Origin of the sequence: Pseudooceanicola antarcticus (genome assembly GCF_900215355.1) — a bacterium.
Lineage (GTDB): Bacteria > Pseudomonadota > Alphaproteobacteria > Rhodobacterales > Rhodobacteraceae > Pseudooceanicola > Pseudooceanicola antarcticus.
Genome location: NZ_OBEA01000001.1, coordinates 566793 through 588602, shown reverse-complemented (window position 1 = coordinate 588602; position 21810 = coordinate 566793). Strand labels below are relative to the sequence as shown.

Genomic DNA, 21810 nt, shown 5'->3' with positions numbered 1-21810 from the left:
AGGGACGAAAAGGTCGATGCAGCAGAAAGGCGTATTCATGACTATTTCCTCGTCCCTCAATGCGGGCGTGGCGGGTCTACAGACCAATGCCACGCGGCTTGCGGCGATTGCCGACAATATCGCGAACTCCTCCACTTTCGGCTACAAGAAGGTCTCGACCGACTTCAGCTCGCTCGTGCTCAGCGAAAGCGGGGCGGGTTATACGGCGGGCGGTGTGCGGGCGACCACCATGCGCCAGATCGACCAGCGGCGCTCGATCGTGCCGACGGACAATCCCACCGACCTTGCGGTGCGCGAACGCGGCATGCTGCCGGTCGCCTATGGCGCCGAGGTCGCGGCGACCGGCACTTTCGAGCAAATGTTGCTGACCAGTACCGGCTCGTTCCGCACCGATGAAGACGGCTACCTGCGCACCGACACCGGGCTGATCCTGCTGGGGTGGGAAGCCAATAGCGACGGCTCGATCCCCGCCGTGGCGCGAGAGACCTCGACCGGCCTCGTGCCGGTGCAGATCGACCCCTCGGCCTATGCGGGCAATCCGACGACCGAGGTCAGCATGGGCGTCAACCTGCCCGCGACCGAGACCGAGGACACCGCCTCTGGCGATCCGCTGTCTGTGACGATCGAGTATTACGACAACCTCGGCAAGCCCGAGACGCTGACGGTGACCTTCACGCCGGACGTGGCCGGGCCGGGGGCCTCCAACTCCTGGCAGATGGTCATCGACGACAGCGCGCTTGGCACGACCGTCGGGGATTATACCCTTGATTTCAATGACACACGGACCGAGGGCGGTACGCTTGACGCGGTGACCCTGGGCGCCGCGGGCACCGCCTATGACGCGGTGACCGGCAAGGTGACCGTCACCGTCGCATCAGGCCCGATCGAGATCGACCTGGGGCTCCTGGATGAAAGCGGCGGCCTCTCGCAACTTGGCGACAAGTTCGCGCCGACGGGCATCACCAAGGATGGCTCCGCGGTGTCGAACATCACCGGGGTAGAGGTCGACGGCAACGGCTATGTCCGCGCCTTCTTCGAAAGCGGCGCGGCCCAGGTGCTCTACCAGGTGCCACTGGCCGATGTGGTCAACGTCAACGGCATGAAGTCGATGGACTACCAGACCTACATGCCCACCCCGGAGAGCGGCGGCTTCTACCTATGGAATGCAGGCGACGGACCCACCGGCGACATCGTCTCTTACGCGCGCGAGGAATCCGGCACCGATGTCGCCGGAGAGCTGACCGACATGATCCGCACCCAGCGCGCCTATTCGTCGAATGCCAAGGTCTTCCAGACCGTCGACGAGATGCTGCAGGAAACCACGAATATCAAGCGCTGACAAAGGCTTGCCCCCGGCGGCGCAGGACGCGCCGCCGCATGATCCCCGCTGTCCAGAAAGGTCCGCCACATGAGCCTGTCCGGAGCCTTGTCCAATGCCCTCTCGGGCCTGACCGCCACGGCGCGCAATTCCTCCGTGGTCGCCTCCAATATCTCCAACGCCATGACCGAGGGCTACGCCCGCCGGACGCTGGAGACCTCGGCCCGCAGCTCGGGCACCTGGGGCGGCGTGCAGATCGGCGGCGTGGTGCGCCATGTCGACCAGGGGCTGGTCGCAGACCGGCGCGACGCCAATGCCTCGATGCAACAGACACAGGCGCAGGCGGTGTTCTTTCGCCGGATGGAAGACCTGCTGGGCACGCCCGAGGATGGCACCTCGCTGTCCGGGCGCCTGACGACCCTTGAAAGCAGTCTCATTGCCGCCGCCTCTCGCCCCGACCTGACCGAACGGCTCACCACCGTGCTCTACGCGGCCCAGGACGTGGCCAAGTCGATCAAGGACATCGGCGACGGCATTCAGACGATCCGCCAGGATGCGGATACCGAGATCGCCACCGCGGTCACACGCATGAACGACCTGCTGCAGGAGGTCAGAAGCCTCAACGAGGGGATCAACCGCGCCCGGCTGACCGGGGGCAATTCCGCGCCGCTCGAGGATCACCGACAGGCCGCGCTGGACGAGCTCTCGAACTACGTGCCGATCATCGAGGTGGCGCGCGACAACGGCCAGGTGGCGCTGTTCACCCTCGGCGGCGCAATCCTGCTGGATGGCAATTCCGCGGTCGAGTTCGGTTTTTCCCGCACCACGACCATCACCGCCAACATGACCCAGGGCGCGGGGCTGCTCTCGGGCCTGACGATCAACGGCGTCGATATCGACACCGCCGATGATCGCAGCCCCGTCGCCGGAGGGCGCCTGGCCGCGCTCTTTGCCGTGCGCGACGAACTGGCGGAAGAGGCCCAGGCGCGGATCGACTCGGTGGCCCGCGACCTGGTCGAACGCTTCCAGGACCCGACGCTCGACACCACGCTGCTGGCCGGGGACGCCGGCCTCTTCACCGACAACGCCGCGGCCTTCACCGCCGCGAACGAGGTCGGCCTGGCCTCGCGACTTGCGGTCAATGCCGCGGTCGACCCCGACCAGGGCGGTGCCACCTGGCGGCTGCGCGACGGCATCAATGCCACGGTCCAGGGGCCGGTCTCAGATGCCACCCTGCTGCAGGACACGCTGGCCGCGCTGAACGAGAAACGCACCCCCGCCTCGGGGCCCTTCACCACCTCGGGCATCTCTGCCCCCAACCTCGCCTCGTCGATCATGTCCCTCACCGGGACAGAAAGAAACCTTTCGGAGCAAAGCCTTGCCTTCGCCACCACCCGAGAGGGAGAGCTGAAGTCGCGGCTTCTGTCCGACGGGGTGGACACCGATGAAGAGATGCAGCGCCTGCTGCTGATCGAACAGACCTACGCCGCCAATGCCCGCCTCGTGCAAACCGTCGAGGATCTTCTCGACATCCTGATGAGGATCTGAGCCATGCCTGCCATCACCATCGGCGACCTCGCCCAAAGCTTCATGCTGCGCCAGCAGAACACCGACCTGAAGAGCCGGATGAACCAGCTCAGCCAGGAGCTCGCCTCGGGGCGCACCGCCGACGTGGCGCGGCACCTGTCGGGCAGCTATTCCTACCTCGCGGACGTGGAGCGTAACCTGACCCTGCTCGACAGCTACGACGCGGCCACGGGCGAGGCGATCCTCTTCACCCAGACCATGCAGGACGTGCTTGAGCGCTTCCAGACCCTCTCGACCGACCTGGGGTCAGCGGCGCTAACGGCGGCGGGCTCCTTCCTGGACGAGGCGGTGATCAGCGCCTCGACACGCGCGACCGAGGACCTCGAGAGCATGGTCAACGCGGTCAATTCCACCGTCGCCGGTCGGGCGCTCTTCTCGGGGATCGACAGCGATACGGTGCCGCTGGTCTCGCACGAGGACATCCTGGCCGACCTGCGCACGGCGCTGGCAGGCCAGACCACACTGGCGGGCGTCCAGGGTGTGCTCGACACCTGGTTCGACACCGGCGGCGGTTTCGACACGGTGGCCTACCAGGGCTCGGCCACCTCGCTGCAACCCTTCGTCCTGGGCGAGGGCGAAACCGTCGACCTCGACCTGCGCGGCGATGACGAGGCCTTCCGCACCATGCTGAAGTTCGCCTCCATGGCTGCGCTGACGGCCGACCAGGCCCTTGGCTTCGACAGCGACCTGCAGGCCCAGATGATGAAGGCCGCGGGCGAGGGGCTGTCATTCCAGCAGGAACGTCTCGTGCAGATCCGCGCCGACCTCGGCTATGCCCAGACCCGCGCGCAGGAAAGCTCTGCCCGGATCGTGTCAGAGCGCGCCGGCTACCTGATCGCCCAGTCAGAGCTCCTGGCCGTCGATCCCTACGAGACCGCAACCCAGTTGGAGGACGTGCAATTCCAGCTCGAAGCGCTCTACGCCATGACGGTGAAACTGGCCCGGCTCTCGCTCACGGACTACCTGTGATGTGGGTCTCTCGCCTCCTGCTCTGCCTGGCGCTGCTGATGCCGCAGCTGGCGCTCGCCGGGCCGATCCGCATCAAGGACCTGGTGGAATTCGACGGCGTGCGCGGCAACGACCTGGTGGGCTATGGCCTGGTGGTCGGGCTGAACGGCACCGGCGACGGCATCCGCAACGCGCCCTTCACCGAAGAGATCATGTCGAACATCCTGGAACGGCTCGGCGTGAACATCACCGGAGAGCAGTTCCGCCCGAAGAACGTGGCCGCGGTCTTCGTCACCGCCGCCCTGCCGCCCTTCGCGCGCACCGGCGGGACGATCGACGTGACGGTCTCGGCCATCGGCGACGCCTCTTCCCTGCTGGGTGGCACGCTGATCATGACCCCGCTCAACGCCGCCGACGGCCAGATCTACGCGGTGGCCCAGGGCACGGTGATCGCGGGCGGGGCAGCGGCCCAGGGCGATGCGGCGCAGGTGGTGCAGGGGGTGCCGACCTCGGGCGTGATCCCCTCCGGCGCGCGGGTGGAACGCGAGGTCGACTTCGAGCTCTCGGCCCTGTCCTCGCTTCGGCTGGCCCTGCGGGAACCCGATTTCACCACCGCCGCCCGTATCGAGCAGGCGATCAACGAAAGTTTCGCCACCCCCGTGGCGAGGATGCTCGATTCCGGGACCGTGCGGCTGGATATCACCGCGACCGGCATGGCTTCTCCGGCCCATGCCCTGGGCCGGGTCGAGAACATCCTGGTCGAACCCGAGCAGAAGGCGCGGGTGGTGGTGGACCAGCGCTCGGGCACCATCGTGATGGGAGAGGACGTGCGGATCAGCCGGGTGGCGGTCAGCCAGGGCAACCTGACCCTGCGCATAGAAGAGGATCCGGCGGTGGTGCAGCCCAACCCCTTCGCCGAGGGCGAGACGGTGGTGGTGCCGCGCACCAATGCCGAGATCGTCGAGGAGCCCGGCATCGGCCTGGCCGAGATCCGCGAGGGGACCTCGCTGTCAGAGGTCGTCGCCGGGCTGAACGCCCTGGGCGTGGCGCCGCGCGACATGATCGACATCCTGAAAAGCATCAAGGCCGCCGGGGCGCTGCACGCGGAGTTCATCGTGCGCTAGCGCGTCGCAAATCATTTTGCGCTAGCGCGTCGCAATTCATCCTGCGCTGGCGCGTCACGGGCGGGCCGGGGATGATGGGTTGGCACCCGCGCTACACCTGGGCCGCCGCCCGCCATTACGCTACCGGTGCCACCCAAGATCCAGATGCCCGCGCGACGAAAGCGCAGCACCCGCAGAGAGCCCGCCACGGACCCCGGCAGGCGCGGCCCTACCCTGGCGCGCGAAAGAGAAGAGGCCGGGCGTCGGGTGGGTTCGCACCCACCTTCCCCCGGCCTCTCATATCGTTGAAACGATCAGAAGGTCTGGTCGTAATCGCCCACACCCGGCTCGGTGCGGATCACGTCGTCAAGCTCTTTGAAGATCGCGCGCAGCTCGGCCTCGCTGTCCGAGCTTTCGCAGACCACCACCAGGTTCGGCGTATTCGACGAGGCGCGCACCAGACCCCAGGAGCCATTGTCCAGGATCACGCGGGCACCGTTCACCGTGACCACTTCCTTCACCGCGCGACCGGCGAAGGTCTCTCCGGCGTCGGCCTTGGCGGCCAGCTTCTCGACGATGCGCGCGAGGATGTCGTATTTCTCTTCATCCGCGGCATAGGGCGACATGGTGGGCGTCGAGTAGGTGACGGGCAGGTCCTTGCGCAGGTCCGACATGGACTTGTCGGGGTTGCGGTCCATCAGCTTGCAGATCTCGACCGCGACACGCATGCCATCGTCGTAGCCGCGTCCGATATCGCCGGACAGGAAGTAGTGGCCCGACTTCTCGAAGCCCGCCAGGGCGCCCAGCTCATGCACGCGGCGCTTCATGTGGCTGTGGCCGGTCTTCCAGTAGTCGGCCACGGCACCGCCCGCGATCAGCTCGGGGTCCGAGGCAAAGAGGCCAGTGGATTTCACATCCGCCACGAAGGTCGAGCCGGGGTAGAGCTTGATCAGGTCGCGGGCCATGATGACCCCCACCTTGTCGGCGAAGATCTCTTCGCCCTCGTCGTCCACCACGCCGCAACGGTCACCGTCGCCGTCGAAGCCAAGGGCGAAATCGGCGCCGGATTCCTTCACCGTGTCGGCCATGTCATGGAGCATCTCCATGGCCTCGGGGTTGGGGTTGTAGTGGGGGAAGGTGTAATCCAGCTCGTTGTGCGAGGGCACGATCTCGACACCCAGGCGCTCGAAGACCGCCGGACCGAAGGCCGCCGCGGTGCCGTTGCCGGTGGCACAGACCACCTTCAGCTTGCGGCTCATCCTGAAGTCGCCCACGAGGTCGTCGAGGTAGGCCTCGAAGACACCGTCGACACGCTCGACCTTGCCGCCGTCACGTTCCACACCCTCGCCATTCAGCACGATATCGCGCAGCTCGGCCATCTCGTCGGGGCCGTGGGTCAGGGGCATCTCGAAGCCCATCTTCACCCCGGTCCAGCCATTGGGGTTATGCGAGGCGGTGACCATGGCCACCGCGCAGCCCCCCAGGTGGAAAGAGCTGAAATAAGCCATGGGGGTGATGCAGGGGCCGATGTCCTTGACGGTAATACCCGCCTGCACCAGCCCGAGGATCAGCGCGTTCTTGATCGCCAGCGAGTAATCCCGGTAGTCATTGCCGACCGCGATCACCGGATCGACGCCGCGCTTGATCATCTGGGTGCCAAGCCCCAGGCCAAGCGCCGTCATGCCGGGCAGGTTGATCTCTTCGGGATACTTCCAGCGCGCATCGTATTCCCGGAAGCCCGTGGGCTTGATCATGGGCTCGCGCAGGAAGTCCCAGGTATTCGGGGTGACGGTGGAAAGCGGTTTGGTCATGCCAAGTCATCCGTTTGAAAAGATCGAAACAAGAGGTTCTGGATTTTGTTACCGCCAGCACCGGACAGTATCAACGGCGATCGACAGGCCGACCCGCTTTGTTACTGAAACGTAAAATCTCAGGCAAAAGACCGCCGGGAATACAGGCGACTGGCCGGGCTTTCGGCTCTGCGCGGGTTGGACAGCCGCCATGGGCTTGCCTATAGCTGGAAGCGCAAAACGAAAGGCACGGGGCAAATCCCGCGCTACCGGGCAGAGACAGGACTATAGGCATGGCAGGCAAGCTTTTCGGCACGGACGGGGTGCGCGGACAGGCGAACAAGTGGCCGATGACGGCGGATGTGGCGCTTCAGCTCGCCGCTGCCGCGGGGCGCTACTTCCGCACCGACAAGCAGGAACACCGGGTGGTCATCGGCAAGGACACGCGGCTGTCGGGCTACATGCTGGAAAACGCGCTGACCGCCGGCTTCACCTCTACCGGCATGAACGTCTTCCTGCTGGGTCCGGTGCCCACCCCTGCCATCGGCTACCTGACGCGAAGCTTGCGGGCGGATGTGGGCGTGATGATCTCGGCCAGCCACAACCCCGCCGCCGACAACGGGATCAAGTTCTTCGGCCCCGACGGCTTCAAGCTGAGCGACGAGGCCGAGGCCGCCATCGAGGCGCTGATGGAAGAGGGCGTGCCCCCGGCGCAGCCGCAGAACATCGGCCGTGCCAAGCGCTACGAGGACGCGCGCGGCCGCTACGTGGAATACGCCAAGGCCACCCTGCCCCGCCGCACCCGGCTGGACGGGCTGCGGGTGGTGCTGGATTGCGCCAATGGTGCCGCCTATCGCACCGCCCCCGCCGTCCTGTGGGAGCTGGGCGCCGAGGTGATCTCGATGGGGGTCGAGCCCAACGGCTTCAACATCAACGAGGATTGCGGATCGACCCACCCCTGGCAGGCGGCCCGCCGCGTGCGCGAGACCCGCGCCGACCTGGGCATCTGCCTGGACGGCGATGCCGACCGGGTGATCCTGATCGACGAGACAGGGCGCGTGGCCGATGGCGACCAGATCATGGGGCTGATCGCCTCGCGCTGGAAGGATCAGGGCCTGCTGGCAGGGGATAGCCTGGTGGCAACGGTAATGTCGAACCTCGGGCTCGAGCGCTTCCTGGAAAGCAGGGGCATCGGGCTGGAACGCACCGCCGTCGGCGACCGCTACGTGGTCGAGCGCATGCAGCAGGGCGGCTTCAACCTGGGCGGAGAGCAATCCGGCCATATCGTCATGACCGACCATTCGACCACCGGCGACGGGTTGCTGGCGGCGCTGCAGTTCCTCTCGGCCATGGTCGAGACCGGCAAGCCCGCAAGCGAGCTCGCCTCGGTCTTCGAGCCGGTGCCGCAGAAGCTGGTCAATGTCCGCTACGCCGAGGGCAAGGCCCCACTCGAGGCCCCCGAGGTGCAGGAGGCCATCGCTGCGGGCGAAAAGGCCCTGGGCAAGGCCGGGCGCCTTCTGATCCGCAAGTCGGGCACCGAACCGCTGATCCGCGTCATGGGCGAGGCCGAGGACATGGATCTGCTAGAGCAGGTGCTCACAAGCATCGTCGACAAGGTGCGCGCGGTCGCGGGCTAGGCCTCTACCGCAGCCTTCCGACACTCCCAGAGCCGCTCGGCCTCGGCCTGCGGCTCTGACACGCCCAGGGTTTCCAGCGCCAGCGCGGCGGTGCCCAGCACCACGGCCTCGGCGAAGGGATCGCTCCAGTCACCGGACCAGAGCCGCGCCAGCAGGGTCTGGTCGGTCCAGCCCTGGTTCAGCTTCTGGGTCTCGGGCAGGATCTCGGGCGCCATGGCCTCGTGGGCGGTGCCATCGCGCAGGCCGAAGAGGGCCGTGGCCTTGGTCGGGTTGCGCTCGAACTCGCCGCCGCCACCCTTGATCACGGTCAGCGACTTCTGACCCAGCAGCTTGCCGGCATCGGCCTGAAGCTCTCGGTACGGCGGATGGAAGACACCCTGCACCGAGGCGGGGGCCTTCGCCGGGTTCAGCACCCGCAGCACCGTGTTGACGCAGCTGCGCACCCCGAGCCGGTCGCGCAGGCGCAGCAGGTCCAGCATGACGGGCTGGAAGCACTCCAGCGGCAGGTAGGCGATGCCGGTGCTGTCCAGCAGTGCGCCCGCCTCTTCGACGGAAGTAGCCTGCGGGATGCCGACCAGCGACAGGGCAGAGCGCACGGAGGCCGAGGCATCCATGTGGCGTTCGGAATTCCACCCGTGCATCAGCACCTTGTGGCCCCCAGAGGCGACCAGCCGGGCCGAGAGCAGGAAGAAAGGCAGCCCGCGCGTGCGCCCGGCGGCATAGCTGGGCCAATCCAGCGCGGGGCGGGAGATCTGCGGCAGGGTCTCGCGCGCGGCCTCGGCGAAACCGGCGATTTCCTCGGCCACTTCGCCCTTCATGCGCAAAAGCGTCAGGATGGCACCGATGGCCTCGGGGTCGCCTTCACCGTCGAGGATGATGCGCATGGCCTCGCGCGCTTCCTCCTGGGTGAAAGAGCGCGACCGCCCCTGCCCTCGCGCCAGGATGCGGCAATAGGGGGCGAGTTTCATTCCGCCGCCTCGCGCGGGGCCAGCCGCGCCAGAAGGTCGGCCAGCTCGGGCCGGCAGGAGCCGCAGTTGGTGCCCGCGCCCAGGGCCTCGCCGATGGCCTCGACCGAGACCAGGCGCTGGTCCCCGATGGCGTTCAGGATGGTGTTCACCCCGATGCCGAAGCAGGAGCACAGCACCGGGCCGGGATCCGGCTGATCGGCACCGGCGCGGCCCGACAGCACCATGGGCGCATCGGTCCCCGGCAGGGCCGAAAGGTAGTCGCGCATCACGGCAACGGGTTCGGGGGCGGCGAAGAAGGCGGCGCGCAGCCGGCCCTCTTCGACAAAGGCGGCGCGGAAGGTGCCACGGGCGGGATCGCTGACGATCTGCATGTTGCCTCCGTCGATCTGGAACAGGTCTCTAGCGTAGACCTCCCAGTCTTCGGGGCAAGAGGCATGGGCGATTTCCGCCCGCCAGCCCTGCGCCGTCCTGGCCCGCGCCCAGTAGTCGGCTTCGGGCGTGAAGCTACTGTCGCTGATGGCAAACCCGTAGAACCCGGCCTGCCAGCGCGCCACCTGGGCCACCGCCGCCTTGCTTTCGGGCTGGCCCGAGACCGGGTCCACCACCGGCGCCACCAGCGCGTCGATCCGGCCCGAGGGCGCGGTCTCTCCGGTCCAGTGCATGGGGGCGAAGATGTCGCCGGGGCGGATCTTCTCGGTCAGGAATGCCCGCAGGATGGCGCGGCCATGGGGCGAGGTGACCTCGACCAGATCGGACGGGGAGATGCCCTTGGCGGCAGCATCGGAAGGGTGGATCTCAAGGAAGGGCTCCGCGAGATGCGCGGAGAGTTTCGCCGAGCGCCCCGAGCGGGTCATCGTGTGCCACTGGTCGCGGATGCGCCCGGTGTTCAGGCGGAAGGGATGTTCCGCCGTTGTCTGCGCCACCGGGCCGCGCGGGGTCACCGGCAGCATGCGTCCCTTGCCCGAGGGGGTGAAGAAACGCCCGTCACCGAAGAAGCGCCCGCCCTGCCGGGCGCCGGCGACGGGCCAGCGGGTGGGAGACAGGGACTCGTAGCCGGCATCCGAGATGTCGGAGAGACCGGAAATGTCGAAATCCAGCCCGAAGCCCCCGGCGATGCCCGAGAGGGCGGCGTATTCGCGGAAGATCTCGGCCGGGCTGGCGTAGTCGAAGGCCGTGCCCCAGCCCATGCGGGCGGCGAAGCCGGTCAGGTGCTGCCAGTCAGGGCGGGCCTCTCCCGGCGCCTCCAGCACCTTGCGCTGACGGCTGATGGTACGGTCGGAATTGGTGACGGTGCCCGATTTCTCGGCCCAGCCGGTGGCGGGCAGCAGCAGGTCAGCGAGGCGTGCGGTATCCGTGGCGCCAGTGATGTCCGAGACGACAACGAAGTCGCAACCCGCGATGGCCTCGCGCACGCGGTCCGCATCGGGAAGCGTCACCGCCGGGTTGGTGTGCATGATCCACAGCGCCTTGATACGGCCCTCGCCCACGGCGCGGAACATGTCGACGGCCTTCAGGCCGGGCGTGTCGGCAACGGCGGAGCTGTCCCAGAAGCCACGCACGGCGCTGCGGTGGTCGGCGTTCTCAAGATCCATGTGGCTGGCCAGCATGTTGGCCAGCCCGCCGACCTCCCGCCCGCCCATGGCATTGGGCTGGCCGGTGACGGAAAACGGCCCCATGCCAGGCTGCCCGATACGCCCCGTGGCGAGATGGCAATTGAGGATCGCATTGACCTTGTCGGCCCCGGCAGAGCTTTGATTGACGCCTTGCGAGTAGACGGTGACGACCTTCCCGGTGCCGATCCAGAGATCGTAGAAGGCGCGCAGGTCGGCGGGGCTGATCCCGGTAGCGCTCAGGTCAGAGGCGCGGGCCTCGGCCACAGCGGCCTCGACCCCGTCTACGTGAGAGAGGAACTCGGCATTCATCGCGCCCGCGTCGTCGATGGCCGCCAGCAGCCCGTTGAACAGCGCCACGTCGCCGCCGGGGGCCACGGGCAGGTGCAGGTCTGCGATATCGCAGGTGGCGGTGCGGCGCGGGTCGATGACCACGACGCGCATGTGGGGGCGGGCCGCCTTGGCGGCGACAAGGCGCTGGTAAAGCACCGGGTGGCACCAGGCCAGGTTCGACCCCGTAAGCACCACCAGGTCGGCCTCTTCCAGGTCCTCATAGGTGCCGGGCACGGTGTCGGTGCCGAAGGCGCGCTTGTGGCCAGCCACGGAGGACGCCATGCAAAGCCTTGAATTGGTGTCAATATTCGCCGAACCGATGAAGCCCTTCATCAGCTTGTTGGCGACGTAGTAATCCTCGGTCAGCAGCTGCCCCGAGACGTAGAAGGCCACCGCATCGGGGCCGTGTTCCTCGATCACGGCGCGGAACTTCTCCGCCGCCAGATCCAGCGCCGCATCCCAGCTGACGGGCTTGCCGTGCAGCATCGGGTGAAGCAGCCGGTCTTCCATCCCCAGCGTCTCGCCCAGGTTGGTGCCCTTCGAGCAGAGGCGCCCGAAATTCGCCGGGTGCTCGCTGTCTCCGCGCACCGAAAGTCCGCCCTGCCCGTCCGGGCCAAGCAGCACGCCGCAACCGACACCGCAATAGGCGCAGGTCGAGCGGATCTCGGAGGCGGAGACATCCTTCATCAGGCGGCGCTCCTCTTGCCGACGGCGACGGCGTCCAGCATCAGCCGGCCCTCTTCCAGGCGGATCGGGTAGGTGGCAATGCGGCCCTCGTCGGCGCCCTGCGCCTCGCCCGTCTCAAGCGAGAACACCCAGTTGTGCAGCGGGCAGGTGACCTTGCGGCCATGCACGATACCATCCGACAGCGGCCCACCCTTGTGCGGGCAGCTGTTGGAGGCGGCAAAGACCTCGGCCTCGGCGGTGCGGAAGATCGCAACGCAGCCGACGGGTGTCTTGACCATGCGCGCGCCCCGCAGGGGCACGTCGTCGATATGTCCGATGTCGATCCAGCTCATTCCGCGGCCTCCAGGGTGATATCGGCAAGGGGCTGGTACTGATCGGCGCGGCTTTCGGCGTGATCGGCCCAGGGGTCCTTGCGGTAGACGGATTGCGAGATTTCAAAGCGCTCGTTCAGGGCCGCGCGCTCGGCGTCATCCGACAGGCGCTCCTTCACCCAGTCGAGCCCCACCTTGGCGACCCACTTGTAGGGCCGGTCCAGGTACTTGGCGTGCTCGCGGTAAAGCTGGACGAAGGCGGCGGTCCATTCGATGGCCTCCTCTTCGGTCTTCACGTCGACGAGGCGCTCGGTTTCCTTCACGTCCATGCCGGCGGCACCGGCGACGCCCACCTGGAAGCCGCTGTCGACGCAGACGATGCCCACGTCCTTGCAGGTCGCCTCGGCGCAGTTGCGCGGGCAGCCCGAGACACCCAGCTTCACCTTGTGCGGCGTCCACGACCCCCAGAGCTTCTTTTCCAGCTTGATGCCAAGCCCGGTGCTGTCCTGCGTGCCGAAGCGGCAGTGGTCCTTGCCGACGCAGGTCTTCACCGTGCGCAGCCCCTTGGAATAGGCATGGCCCGAGACCATGCCCGCCTGGTTCAGATCGTACCAGATCGCCGGCAAATCCTCCTTCTTCACACCCAGAAGGTCGATACGTTGGCCGCCGGTCACCTTTACCGTGGGTACCCTGTACTTGTCGGCGGCGTCCGCAATGGCGCGCAGCTCATCGGGGGTGGTGATCCCACCCCACATGCGCGGCATCACCGAGAAGGTCCCGTCCTTCTGGATGTTGGCGTGGTTGCGCTCGTTGACGAAGCGCGACTGCAGGTCGTCCTGGTACTCCAGCGGCCAGTCGGCCAGCAGGTAGTAGTTCACCGCCGGGCGGCAAACATGGCAGCCGTTCGGGGTGGTCCAGCCCAACTCCTGCCAGACGGCGGGCTGGGATTTCAGCTCTTGTGCCTTGATCAGGCGGCGCACGTCCTCGTGCGTCAGGTCGGTGCAGCCGCAGACCGATTGCGCGGCGGGCAGGACGAAATCATCGCCCAGCGTCGCGGCCATGACCTGTTCCACCAGGCCCGTGCAGGTCCCGCAGGAGGCGCTGGCCTTGGTCGTCGCCTTGATATCGGCGAGGCTGCCTGCCCCGTCCTTGATGGCCTGAACGATCTGTCCCTTGCATACGCCGTTGCAGCCGCAGATCTCCGCGTCATCCGGTAAGGCTGCAACGGCTGCCAAAGGGTCCCCTGCGGCCCCCCCCTGGAAAGCCGGTCCGAAGATCAGGGTGTCGCGCATCTCGGCGACGCTCTCGCCGTCCTTCATCAGGCTGAAGAACCAGCTGCCGTCGGCGGTATCGCCGTACATCACGGCGCCGATCAGCTTGTTGTCCTTCAGCACGAGGCGCTTGTAGACGCCGCGCGCGGGATCGCGGAAGACGATGTCCTCGCGGTCCTCGCCCTCGGCGAAGTCCCCGGCACTGAAGAGATCACAGCCGGTGACCTTCAGCTTGGTCGAGACCTCTTTTTGCACGAAGCGGGCCGGTTTGCCCGACAGCGTCGCGGCGGCCACCTTGGCCTGGTCGTAAAGCGGCGCGACGAGGCCGAAGATGGCGCCATTGTGCTCGACGCATTCGCCGACCGACAGGATATGCTCATCCGAGGTGACCATCTGGTCGTCCACGTGGATGCCCTTGCCGACCGCCAGCCCGGCCTGCTGGCCAAGCGCCACGTTGGGGCGGATGCCGACGGCCATGACCAGCAGGTCGCAGGGCAGCACGGTGCCATTGTCGAGCTCGAGCCCGGTGACATGGCCGTCCTGCCCAAGGATCTGCTTCGAGTTGGTCGAGCAGAGCACCTTGATACCCCGGCCGACCAGTTCCTTGCGCAGCAGGTAGCCCGCCGCCTCGTCCAGCTGGCGCTCCATCAGGTGACCCATCAGGTGCACGACGGTCACATCGACGCCGCGCGCATGAAGGCCGGCGGCAGCTTCCAGTCCAAGGAGGCCGCCGCCGATCACCACCGCCTTCGCGGCCTGTTGCTCTCCCAGGGCGATCATGCGGTTGGTGTCTTCCAGATCGCGGTAGGCGATCACGCCTTCCAGGTCATGGCCGGGAAGCGGAATGATGAAGGGGTTGGAGCCGGTGGCGATGACCAGCTTGTCATACTCCAGCACCTCGCCCGCCTCGGTCATCACCCGGCGGCTGGCGCGGTCGATCTCGGCCACCTTCTCGCCGAAGCGGCAGGTGACGCCGCGCTCTTCGTACCAGGCGGCATCATGGGTGACGATTTCCTCGTAGGTCTTCTCGCCCGAGAGGACGGGGGACAGCATGAGGCGGTTGTAATTGCCGCGCGGCTCGGCGTTGAACAGGGTGACATTCCAGTCGTCCCCCTGGTCGAAGAGATGCTCCAGCATCCGGCCCGAGGCCATGCCGGCACCGATGACGATCAGTTTGCGGGTCATTGGATCCTCCTTCGGATCGGGGTCAGCTTGTCCCTGCCGAGGCAGGGGGTTCGGTCGGGTAGGCGGCGTCGATCATGGCGCCCGAGAGGGTCGTGTAGGCCTTGGTCCAGGCCGTCTTCACCTCGGGCGTGAAAGCCTCGCCCAGGCCGGTTTCCAGGGTCCGCAGCAGCGAGGCGCCGACGGCGTCGTAATGGGCCGGCTGCACTCCGTAGGCGCTGTGGCGCAGGGCCAGGTCGGCCGCCACCGGCAGCAGCGCGGGGATGTCGTTCAGCCCCTTCACCACTGCGCTCAGCATCTGCATCAGCTTGTCGCCCTGCTTCTGCATGTCGGCGCGGGCGAAGAGAGGTTTCACCTCGGGCGCGGTCTCGAAGAGATCGGCGTAGAAGAGCTCTGCCGCCTTGCCCTTGATCGGCCAGACCTTGGCGAAGCTGCCCTGGACCAGGGCGATGTCGCTGGTGTCCATGGCCGCTACTCCGCCGCGATCTTCGCCGAGGCCCGCGCGTCGGGCTTCGGCTTGGGTTTTGCGCCGTGTTCGTACTCCTCGAGGAAATCGAGCACTTCCTGGCGGTAGTGGTAGTAATCGGGGTGCTCCAGCAGCGCCTTGCGGGTGCGCGGGCGCGGCAGGTCGACATTGGTGATCTTGCCGATGGTGGCGCGGGGGCCGTTGGTCATCATGACCACCCGGTCGGCCAGCAGGATCGCCTCGTCGACGTCATGGGTGACGCAGACGGCGGTGACCTTGGTGCGCGACCAGACCTCCATCAGCACCTCCTGCAGCTCCCAGCGGGTGAGGCTGTCGAGCATGCCGAAGGGCTCATCCAGCAGCAGCAGCTTGGGGGAAAGGGCGAAGGCGCGGGCGATGCCGACGCGTTGCTTCATGCCGTTGGACATGGAATGCGCCGGGCGGTCCATGGCATCGGCCAGGCCCACACGTTCGAGGTAATATTCCACCACGTCCTGCTTTTCCGCCTGGCTGGCGCGGGGATAGACCTTGTCCACGCCGATGGCGCAGTTCTCGCGCGCCGAGAGCCAGGGGAAGAGGTTGGGCGACTGGAAGACCACCGCGCGTTCGGGGTCCGCACCGCGCACCTCGTAGCCGTCCAGCTTGATGACCCCTTCCGAGATGTCATTGAGACCGGCGGTCATGGTCAGCACGGTGGACTTGCCGCAACCCGAGTGGCCGATGAGAGAGACGAACTCGCCCCGGTCCAGCTTCAGGTTGAAGTCCTCGACCACGGTCAGCGGACCCTTGGGCGTCGGATAGACCTTGTGCAGGTTGTCGAAGCTGAGGAAGCGGTCGTCGATCATGCCCTTCTGCGCCTCGGTGACGGCCTTGGGCAGGTTGTGGATCGCCTCGACGCTGGGAAGGGTGCGGGTTTCCTCGGCCTTGGCCTCGATACCCACATCCATCAGGTAGGTGGTGACGCGGGCGCGCAGGGCCTTGAAGGTCTCGTCATTGTTCATCGCAGAGCGGTCGCGGGGCCGCGCCATGTCCACGATGAATTCCTCGCCCAGGGTCCCGTCGGGGTTCAGGGCAATGATGCGGTCGGCCAGCAGGATGGCTTCGTCCACGTCATTGGTGATCAGCACGCAGGTCTGCTTTTCCTCGTTCCAGATCGCCTCGATCTCGTCGCCGAGGTTGGCGCGGGTCAGGGCGTCGAGCGCCGAAAGCGGCTCGTCCAGCAGCAGAACCTCGGGGTTCATCGCCAGGGCACGGGCCACGTTGACCCGCTGACGCATGCCGCCGGAAAGCTCTGCCGGGCGGCGGCTGGTTGCATGGGACAGGCCGACCATCTGGATGTACTTGTCGGCCTTGGCGGTCTTCTCGGCCTTCGACAGGCCGGGGAAGATCGTGTCCACCGCCAGCATGACGTTGCCGTGCACCGTCAGCCAGGGCATCAGCGAGTAGTTCTGGAAGATCACGCCGCGCTCAGGCCCGGGGCCCGTCACGGGCTTGCCCTTGCACAGTACCTCGCCCTTGGTGGGCATCTCCAGCCCGGCCAGCAGGTTGATCAGGGTGGTCTTGCCGGTGCCGGAGAAGCCCAGCAGGACCAGGAACTCGCCTTCCGCGACGCTCAGGTCGATGTCCTTGAGCACGCGGGTGGCATGCAGGCCCTCGCCGAAGCTTTTCGAGACGTTCTTGAGATCCAGGATGCTCATGGCGCTCACCGGTTGTTCGAGAAGGTGAAGAGGGACTGCAGGGCAAACATCACGCGATCCAGCAGGAAGCCGATGATGCCGATGGTCAGCACCGCAACCATGATCTTGGCGAGGCTGCTGGAGCTGCCGTTCTGGAACTCGTCCCAGACGAATTTGCCAAGGCCGGGGTTCTGGGCCAGCATTTCCGCCGCGATCAGGACCATCCAGCCGACACCGAGGCTCAGGCGCAGGCCGGTGAATATCAGCGGCAGGGCCGAGGGCAGCACCAGCTTGGTGATCTTTGACCAGGTGCCCATCTTCAGCACCTTGGACACGCTGATCAGGTCCTTGTCGATCGAGGCCACTCCGAGCGCGGTGTTGATCAGGGTGGGCCAGAGAGAGCAGAGCGTCACGGTGATCGCCGAGACCAGGAAGCTCTTCGCAAACAGCCCGTCATTGGTGGTGTAGACCGCCGAGACGACCATGGTGACGATGGGCAGCCAGGCCAGCGGAGAGACCGGCTTGAAGATCTGGATGATCGGGTTCAGCGCCGCATTGGCGGTGATCGACAGACCGGCGGCGATCCCCAGCGGGATGGCCACGGCCGAGGCGATCAGGAAGCCGAAGAACACCGTCTTGATCGAGGTCCAGATCTGCGCGTAGTAGCTGGGCGCGCCGGTGTAGGGGATCTCTTTCACCTTTTCCGGCTGGCCGTTGTCGATGAAACGCTGGTTGCGGGCGTCGACGCGCTCCTGGAAGGCGCGGCGGTCGGCGGCGGTCTGGATGGCGCTTTCGTGCAGCTGCACGGCCTCGGTCCAGACCTGCGCCGGGCCGGGAACGGCGCCGAGAGAGGTCTGCACGCGCGGCGCCAGGGTGCCCCAGAGGGTCAGGAAGACCGCGATGGCCAGCAGCGGCACACCCAGAAGACGCCAGATATCCTTGGCTTGGGCCCTGGGGTTGTCGCCGGCGGCGGCCTTCAGGATCGGCGTGATCCAGGCCAGGCCCAGCACCTGCAGCCATTTGTCGACGGCATTGATGCGGGTGAAAAGCTTGGCGCGACGGGCCTCGCGGGCCTCTTTGCGCGCAAAATCGGGATCGACAGTGGTCATGCGTCTTCTCCTTGATCTGCGGGAGGGCCCGCGTCGTTCTTGAGGTTTGCGGCTGGCGGGCGGGCACCCATGGGCACAAGATCCCGCCAAGCCTTTCATTTCATTGGGTAGTTCGGGAATTCAGGCGAAGCCGGGGGGTGATTTTCGCTGGCCCCGGCAGGACGCCCGTGAGTGGCCCGAAAGGTCCATCGGACCTTGCGCCTGTCCCCCGAAGTCTCGGGGGACAGATGCGGCCAATCACCCCTGAACTTCGTTGCCTACGACGATTTGCTCCCCCTTCAGCCCGATCGGCAGGCTTTCCAGGTAGGCGTTCGGGGCGCGGCCGTCGTAGCCGATACCGTCGATCACGTCGGAGGCGGGGGTCGGCGCCTTGTAGCCGTCGCTGTCCCAGGGGAAATCGGCCTCGTTGGCCAGACCTTCCTCGACCAGCAGGCGGGCGGCCTCCAGGTAGATCTCGGGCTTGTAGACGGACTTGGCGACCTCGTCGTACCAGCTGTCCGGCTTGGCCTCGGGGATCTGGCCCCAGCGACGCATCTGGGTCAGGTACCAGACCGCGTCCGAGTAGAAGGGATAGGTGGCGTTGTAGCGGAAGAAGACGTTGAAGTCGGGGACCTCGCGCTTGTCGCCCTTCTCGTACTCGAAGGTGCCGGTCATCGAATTGGCGATGACCTCGTAGTCGGCACCGACGTATTCGGGACGCGAGAGGATCTCGACCGCCTCGGGACGGTTGGCATTGTCGTTCTCGTCCAGCCACTGAGCGGCGCGGATCAGGGCCTTGGTCACGGCCAGGGTGGTGTTCGGGTACTGCTCGGCGAACTCGGCGTTGATGCCGAAGACCTTCTCCGGGTTGTTCTTCCACAGCTCGTAATCGGTGATCACCGGCACGCCGATGCCCTTGAAGACCGCCTGCTGGTTCCAGGGCTCACCGACGCAGTAGCCAGAGATGGTGCCGGCTTCCAGCGTGGCGGGCATCTGCGGCGGCGGGGTGACCGACAGGAAGGCCTCGGCACCGATCTGGCCGGTGACGTTTTCGGGCGAGTAATAGCCGGGCTCGATGCCACCGGCGGCCAGCCAGTAGCGCAGCTCGTAGTTGTGGGTCGAAACGGGGAAGACCATGCCCATGTTGAAGGGCTTGCCCTCGGAATTGTACTTCTCGATCACCGGCTTCAAGTGAGAGGCAGAGATCGGATGCGCGACCTTGCCGTCGGCGTCGGTCTCGAGGTTGGGCTTCATCATCTCCCAGACATCATTGGAAACGGTGATGCCGTTGCCGTTCAGGTCCATCGAGAAGGGGGTGATGATATGCGCCTCGGTGCCATAGCCGATGGTGGCGGCCAGGGGCTGGCCGGCCAGCATGTGGGCGCCGTCCAGGGTGCCCGAGATCACGCCGTCCAGCAGCACCTTCCAGTTGGCCTGGGCTTCCAGCGTGACGAAGAGGCCCTCGTCGTCGAAGAAGCCCTGCTCGTAGGCCACGGCCAGCGGCGCCATGTCGGTCAGCTTGATGAAACCGAAGGTCAGCACGTCCTTTTCCAGGTCGAGCATCTCGGCGGAGGCAGGCGCGACCATGGCGGTCGTGGCGGCCAGAGAGAGAAGAATACGCTTCATGATTTACTACCCCGTCTTTGTTTCTGGCCCAGGGGTGTCTGAAATCTCCTGGGCGAACACGAAAAGCCACTCTGACAGACCGGATGATGTCATCCGGATGTCGAGCGGCTTTGCTCAGTCGAACCCAATCAGTGGGAGAAATTCGTTAGGTGGGCGCCATTGCCTACCTGAGTTCAGATAAATGACGGAATTGCTGCGTTTGCACAAAGATTTCGTCTCGGTCAGCGCAAGATTCCGTCTGCCAGACAAGAAATGCCGAAAAATTCGCCGGTTTTTCGCTCAATTGTCGCGCGAAGGATCAAATACGCGGCCATCGAAGAAGGAATCAGGCAGCAGCGAGAGCTGCCCATGGGCCGAGGCGATGGAGGTTTCGGCGTGGACCGCGCCCTCTAGCTTCGACGAGGCGCCGGGCAGATCCGCCTCCGAGCCGTCCAGGGCGGCGCGGTGCAGGTCGCTGCGGAAGGCCTTGGCCCCGGCGCGCAGGGCGGCGTCACGGTCCAGCCCGGTGCGGGCGGCCAGCTGATGCGCGATCCATTCCGCCTGGCTGCGCCAGGGGAAGGTGGCACAGCCCTTGTGGAAGCCGACGAAACCGAAGGTCTCGCGCGTGTCTCCGCGCCCGTTGATCACCATCCGCCCCGAAAGAGAGCGCTCAAGCACCTCGACCGGCAGGTTCAGGTATTCGGGCCGCGACAGCAGCTCGGCGGCCAGCCCGCGCGAGTCGGGCTCGGCCAGCCAGCGTCCGGCACGCCAGCAGGCGCGGATCAGGCGGCCCAGCAGGGCCTCTTCGCGCTCGGCCCAGTCGGTGCGCACGGCCAGCACCTTCTCGGGTGCGAAATTCCAGATCGCCTTGCCGGGCAGCAGCAGCTCTCCGGCGCCGTTCTCGACGGTGATGCTGCCCCAGGGCTCGCCCACGCAGAAGGCGTCGATCTCTCCGGCGGCCATGGCATCGGCCATCAGCGGCGGCGGCACGGTGCGGATGGAAACACTCTGCGGCGCCGGCAGGCCGAGGGCGGACAGCCAGTAGTAAAGAAGCTCGGCATGCATCGAGAAGGGGAAGGGCACCCCGATCCGCAGCGGCGCATCGGCGGGTTTGGCCTTGATCAGCGCCTCGCCCGAGGCGCGGGCGTCGTTGAAGGCGAAGTCGTGCCCCACCTCGCGCAGCCGCTCGGCCAGCGCGTTCGAGACCCCGATGACATTGCCGTTGACCGACAGGACCGAGGCCGCCGACAGCGCCGCGCCGGTGCCGCCGAGGCCAAGCGCCGAGGCCACGGGCACCGGCGACAGCATATGCGCCGCCTCGACCCGGCCGAAGACCAGCATGTCGCGCAAGCTGGACCAGGAGGGCGCCTTCACCAGCTCCAGCGCGATGCCTTCTTCGGCGGCAAAGCCCATCTCCTGCGCGGCGATCAGCGGCGCGGCATCGACCAGGGGAATGAACCCCACGTTCAGCGAAACGGCCTTCATCCCAGAAGCCCCGCCGTGGTCACCAGCGCCTGGGCCACATCGGCCACCCGGCGGTTCTGATCCATCGCGGCCTTGCGCAGCAGGGCATAGGCCTCGTCCTCGCCCAGCCCGCGGGCCTTCATCAGCAGACCCTTGGCGCGGTCGATCACCTTGCGCTCTTCCAGGGCCCGCTTGGTGGTCGCAAGCTCGGTGCGCATGCGCTGGAACATGTTGAAACGCGCCACGGCGGCATCCATCACCGGCTTCACCCGCTCGGACTTCAGACCGGCAACCACATAGGCCGAGACCCCGGCCTCGATCGCGGCACGGGTCAGCCCGTCGTCGCTCTGGTCCACGAACATGGCCACCGGACGCTCCAGCGGGCCAGAGGCCAGCGTCAGCTCTTCCAGCATGTCGCGCGAGGGGTTGGCGATATCCACCAGCACCATGTCGGGGTTATGGGCCTTCACCCGGCGGGCCAGGCCGGTGACCTCCGAGATCACGTGGATGTCGTAATCGCCGGCCTCGGCCAGGCTATCCACGATCAGCATGGCGCGGTCGCGGTCCGGCTCGACGACGATGATAGAAAGCTTGTCCGTCATGCCCCCGACATGGGGCCAGAGCGCATCCTTTGTAAACAGAAAGCATGTGGCAGCGCGGCGAGGGTCGCAGGCCGTGCCCGAAGACGCGCTGAAAAATGCGGCGCAGCCGGCAGCCCGAGGCGGCGGGGCGGGCAAACACTTAATGGTTGATTAATTTTGATGCG

Annotated in this window: 16 protein-coding genes; 5 read left to right on the top strand and 11 right to left on the bottom strand. The window is 66.5% G+C overall.

Translation table 11 applies throughout. The annotated features are described in order from the left end of the window. Nucleotides 1-37: 37 nt before the first annotated feature. From CRO50_RS02860 to CRO50_RS02845, 4 genes are all read left to right on the top strand, one after another. On the top strand, nt 38-1339 hold the full coding sequence (locus CRO50_RS02860) for a flagellar hook protein FlgE (RefSeq protein ID WP_097144350.1): 1302 nt from the start codon (nt 38-40) through the stop codon (nt 1337-1339). Between the two features lie 69 nt (nt 1340-1408). Then, nucleotides 1409-2866 (top strand): flagellar hook-associated protein FlgK, encoded by a 1458-nt coding sequence (flgK, locus tag CRO50_RS02855; protein ID WP_097144349.1) that lies wholly within the window; start codon nt 1409-1411, stop codon nt 2864-2866. Between the two features lie 3 nt (nt 2867-2869). Next, a complete protein-coding gene (locus CRO50_RS02850) occupies nt 2870-3874 on the top strand; it encodes a flagellin (RefSeq protein WP_097144348.1) in 1005 nt (334 codons plus the stop codon). Next, nucleotides 3874-4977: a flagellar basal body P-ring protein FlgI gene (locus CRO50_RS02845; RefSeq protein ID WP_097144347.1), complete on the top strand. Its 1104-nt coding sequence runs from the start codon at nt 3874-3876 to the stop codon at nt 4975-4977. The genes CRO50_RS02850 and CRO50_RS02845 overlap by 1 nt, the downstream gene beginning before the upstream one ends. A 293-nt stretch (nt 4978-5270) precedes the next feature. On the opposite strand, the gene CRO50_RS02840 is transcribed toward CRO50_RS02845, so the two are convergent. After that, nucleotides 5271-6767 (bottom strand): phosphomannomutase/phosphoglucomutase, encoded by a 1497-nt coding sequence (locus tag CRO50_RS02840; RefSeq protein WP_097144346.1) that lies wholly within the window; start codon nt 6765-6767, stop codon nt 5271-5273. Nucleotides 6768-7039: 272 nt separating this feature from the next. Here CRO50_RS02840 and glmM point away from each other — a divergent pair, with 272 nt between their 5' ends. Then, a complete protein-coding gene (gene glmM / locus CRO50_RS02835) occupies nt 7040-8383 on the top strand; it encodes a phosphoglucosamine mutase (RefSeq protein WP_097144345.1) in 1344 nt (447 codons plus the stop codon). Here the strand turns inward: glmM and CRO50_RS02830 are convergent. The 10 genes from CRO50_RS02830 to CRO50_RS02785 all read right to left on the bottom strand — a co-directional run bounded on the left by CRO50_RS02830 (nt 8380) and on the right by CRO50_RS02785 (nt 21646). Then, on the bottom strand, nt 8380-9351 hold the full coding sequence (locus tag CRO50_RS02830; RefSeq protein ID WP_097144344.1) for a glycosyl transferase family protein: 972 nt from the start codon (nt 9349-9351) through the stop codon (nt 8380-8382). The two genes, glmM and CRO50_RS02830, sit on opposite strands and share 4 nt — an antisense overlap. Beyond that, the gene (locus CRO50_RS02825) at nt 9348-11981 is read right to left on the bottom strand and encodes a nitrate reductase (RefSeq protein ID WP_097144343.1); all 2634 of its coding nucleotides are present in this window, start codon (nt 11979-11981) and stop codon (nt 9348-9350) included. The genes CRO50_RS02830 and CRO50_RS02825 overlap by 4 nt, the downstream gene beginning before the upstream one ends. Continuing rightward, a complete protein-coding gene (gene nirD, locus CRO50_RS02820; protein ID WP_097144342.1) occupies nt 11981-12313 on the bottom strand; it encodes a nitrite reductase small subunit NirD in 333 nt (110 codons plus the stop codon). The genes CRO50_RS02825 and nirD overlap by 1 nt, the downstream gene beginning before the upstream one ends. Continuing rightward, the gene (gene nirB, locus CRO50_RS02815) at nt 12310-14748 is read right to left on the bottom strand and encodes a nitrite reductase large subunit NirB (protein ID WP_097144341.1); all 2439 of its coding nucleotides are present in this window, start codon (nt 14746-14748) and stop codon (nt 12310-12312) included. Before nirB ends, nirD begins: the two co-directional genes overlap by 4 nt. A 22-nt stretch (nt 14749-14770) precedes the next feature. Continuing rightward, a complete protein-coding gene (locus CRO50_RS02810) occupies nt 14771-15211 on the bottom strand; it encodes a globin family protein (RefSeq protein ID WP_097144340.1) in 441 nt (146 codons plus the stop codon). A gap of 5 nt (nt 15212-15216) precedes the next feature. Then, the gene (locus CRO50_RS02805) at nt 15217-16908 is read right to left on the bottom strand and encodes an ABC transporter ATP-binding protein (RefSeq protein ID WP_097144339.1); all 1692 of its coding nucleotides are present in this window, start codon (nt 16906-16908) and stop codon (nt 15217-15219) included. A 5-nt stretch (nt 16909-16913) separates the two neighbouring features. Continuing rightward, on the bottom strand, nt 16914-17996 hold the full coding sequence (locus CRO50_RS02800) for an ABC transporter permease (protein WP_097144338.1): 1083 nt from the start codon (nt 17994-17996) through the stop codon (nt 16914-16916). A 237-nt stretch (nt 17997-18233) separates the two neighbouring features. Further along, the gene (locus tag CRO50_RS02795; RefSeq protein WP_097144337.1) at nt 18234-19601 is read right to left on the bottom strand and encodes a CmpA/NrtA family ABC transporter substrate-binding protein; all 1368 of its coding nucleotides are present in this window, start codon (nt 19599-19601) and stop codon (nt 18234-18236) included. Between the two features lie 279 nt (nt 19602-19880). Further along, nucleotides 19881-21065, bottom strand: coding sequence for a CmpA/NrtA family ABC transporter substrate-binding protein (locus tag CRO50_RS02790; RefSeq protein ID WP_097144336.1), 1185 nt, complete (start codon nt 21063-21065; stop codon nt 19881-19883). Then, nucleotides 21062-21646, bottom strand: coding sequence for an ANTAR domain-containing response regulator (locus tag CRO50_RS02785; protein WP_097144335.1), 585 nt, complete (start codon nt 21644-21646; stop codon nt 21062-21064). Before CRO50_RS02785 ends, CRO50_RS02790 begins: the two co-directional genes overlap by 4 nt. Nucleotides 21647-21810 lie beyond the last annotated feature (164 nt).

Excerpts from the sequence above, each read along its gene's own strand:
- CRO50_RS02805 (WP_097144339.1), bottom strand. The coding sequence starts at position 16,908 with ATGAGCATCCTGGATCTCAAGAACGTCTCGAAAAGCTTCGGCGAGGGC.
- nirD (WP_097144342.1), bottom strand. The coding sequence starts at position 12,313 with ATGAGCTGGATCGACATCGGACATATCGACGACGTGCCCCTGCGGGGC.
- glmM (WP_097144345.1), top strand. The coding sequence starts at position 7,040 with ATGGCAGGCAAGCTTTTCGGCACGGACGGGGTGCGCGGACAGGCGAAC.
- CRO50_RS02810 (WP_097144340.1), bottom strand. The coding sequence starts at position 15,211 with ATGGACACCAGCGACATCGCCCTGGTCCAGGGCAGCTTCGCCAAGGTC.
- CRO50_RS02840 (WP_097144346.1), bottom strand. The coding sequence starts at position 6,767 with ATGACCAAACCGCTTTCCACCGTCACCCCGAATACCTGGGACTTCCTG.
- CRO50_RS02850 (WP_097144348.1), top strand. The coding sequence starts at position 2,870 with ATGCCTGCCATCACCATCGGCGACCTCGCCCAAAGCTTCATGCTGCGC.
- flgK (WP_097144349.1), top strand. The coding sequence starts at position 1,409 with ATGAGCCTGTCCGGAGCCTTGTCCAATGCCCTCTCGGGCCTGACCGCC.
- CRO50_RS02790 (WP_097144336.1), bottom strand. The coding sequence starts at position 21,065 with ATGAAGGCCGTTTCGCTGAACGTGGGGTTCATTCCCCTGGTCGATGCC.
- CRO50_RS02825 (WP_097144343.1), bottom strand. The coding sequence starts at position 11,981 with ATGAAGGATGTCTCCGCCTCCGAGATCCGCTCGACCTGCGCCTATTGC.
- nirB (WP_097144341.1), bottom strand. The coding sequence starts at position 14,748 with ATGACCCGCAAACTGATCGTCATCGGTGCCGGCATGGCCTCGGGCCGG.
- CRO50_RS02795 (WP_097144337.1), bottom strand. The coding sequence starts at position 19,601 with ATGAAGCGTATTCTTCTCTCTCTGGCCGCCACGACCGCCATGGTCGCG.
- CRO50_RS02860 (WP_097144350.1), top strand. The coding sequence starts at position 38 with ATGACTATTTCCTCGTCCCTCAATGCGGGCGTGGCGGGTCTACAGACC.
- CRO50_RS02830 (WP_097144344.1), bottom strand. The coding sequence starts at position 9,351 with ATGAAACTCGCCCCCTATTGCCGCATCCTGGCGCGAGGGCAGGGGCGG.
- CRO50_RS02845 (WP_097144347.1), top strand. The coding sequence starts at position 3,874 with ATGTGGGTCTCTCGCCTCCTGCTCTGCCTGGCGCTGCTGATGCCGCAG.
- CRO50_RS02800 (WP_097144338.1), bottom strand. The coding sequence starts at position 17,996 with ATGACCACTGTCGATCCCGATTTTGCGCGCAAAGAGGCCCGCGAGGCC.
- CRO50_RS02785 (WP_097144335.1), bottom strand. The coding sequence starts at position 21,646 with ATGACGGACAAGCTTTCTATCATCGTCGTCGAGCCGGACCGCGACCGC.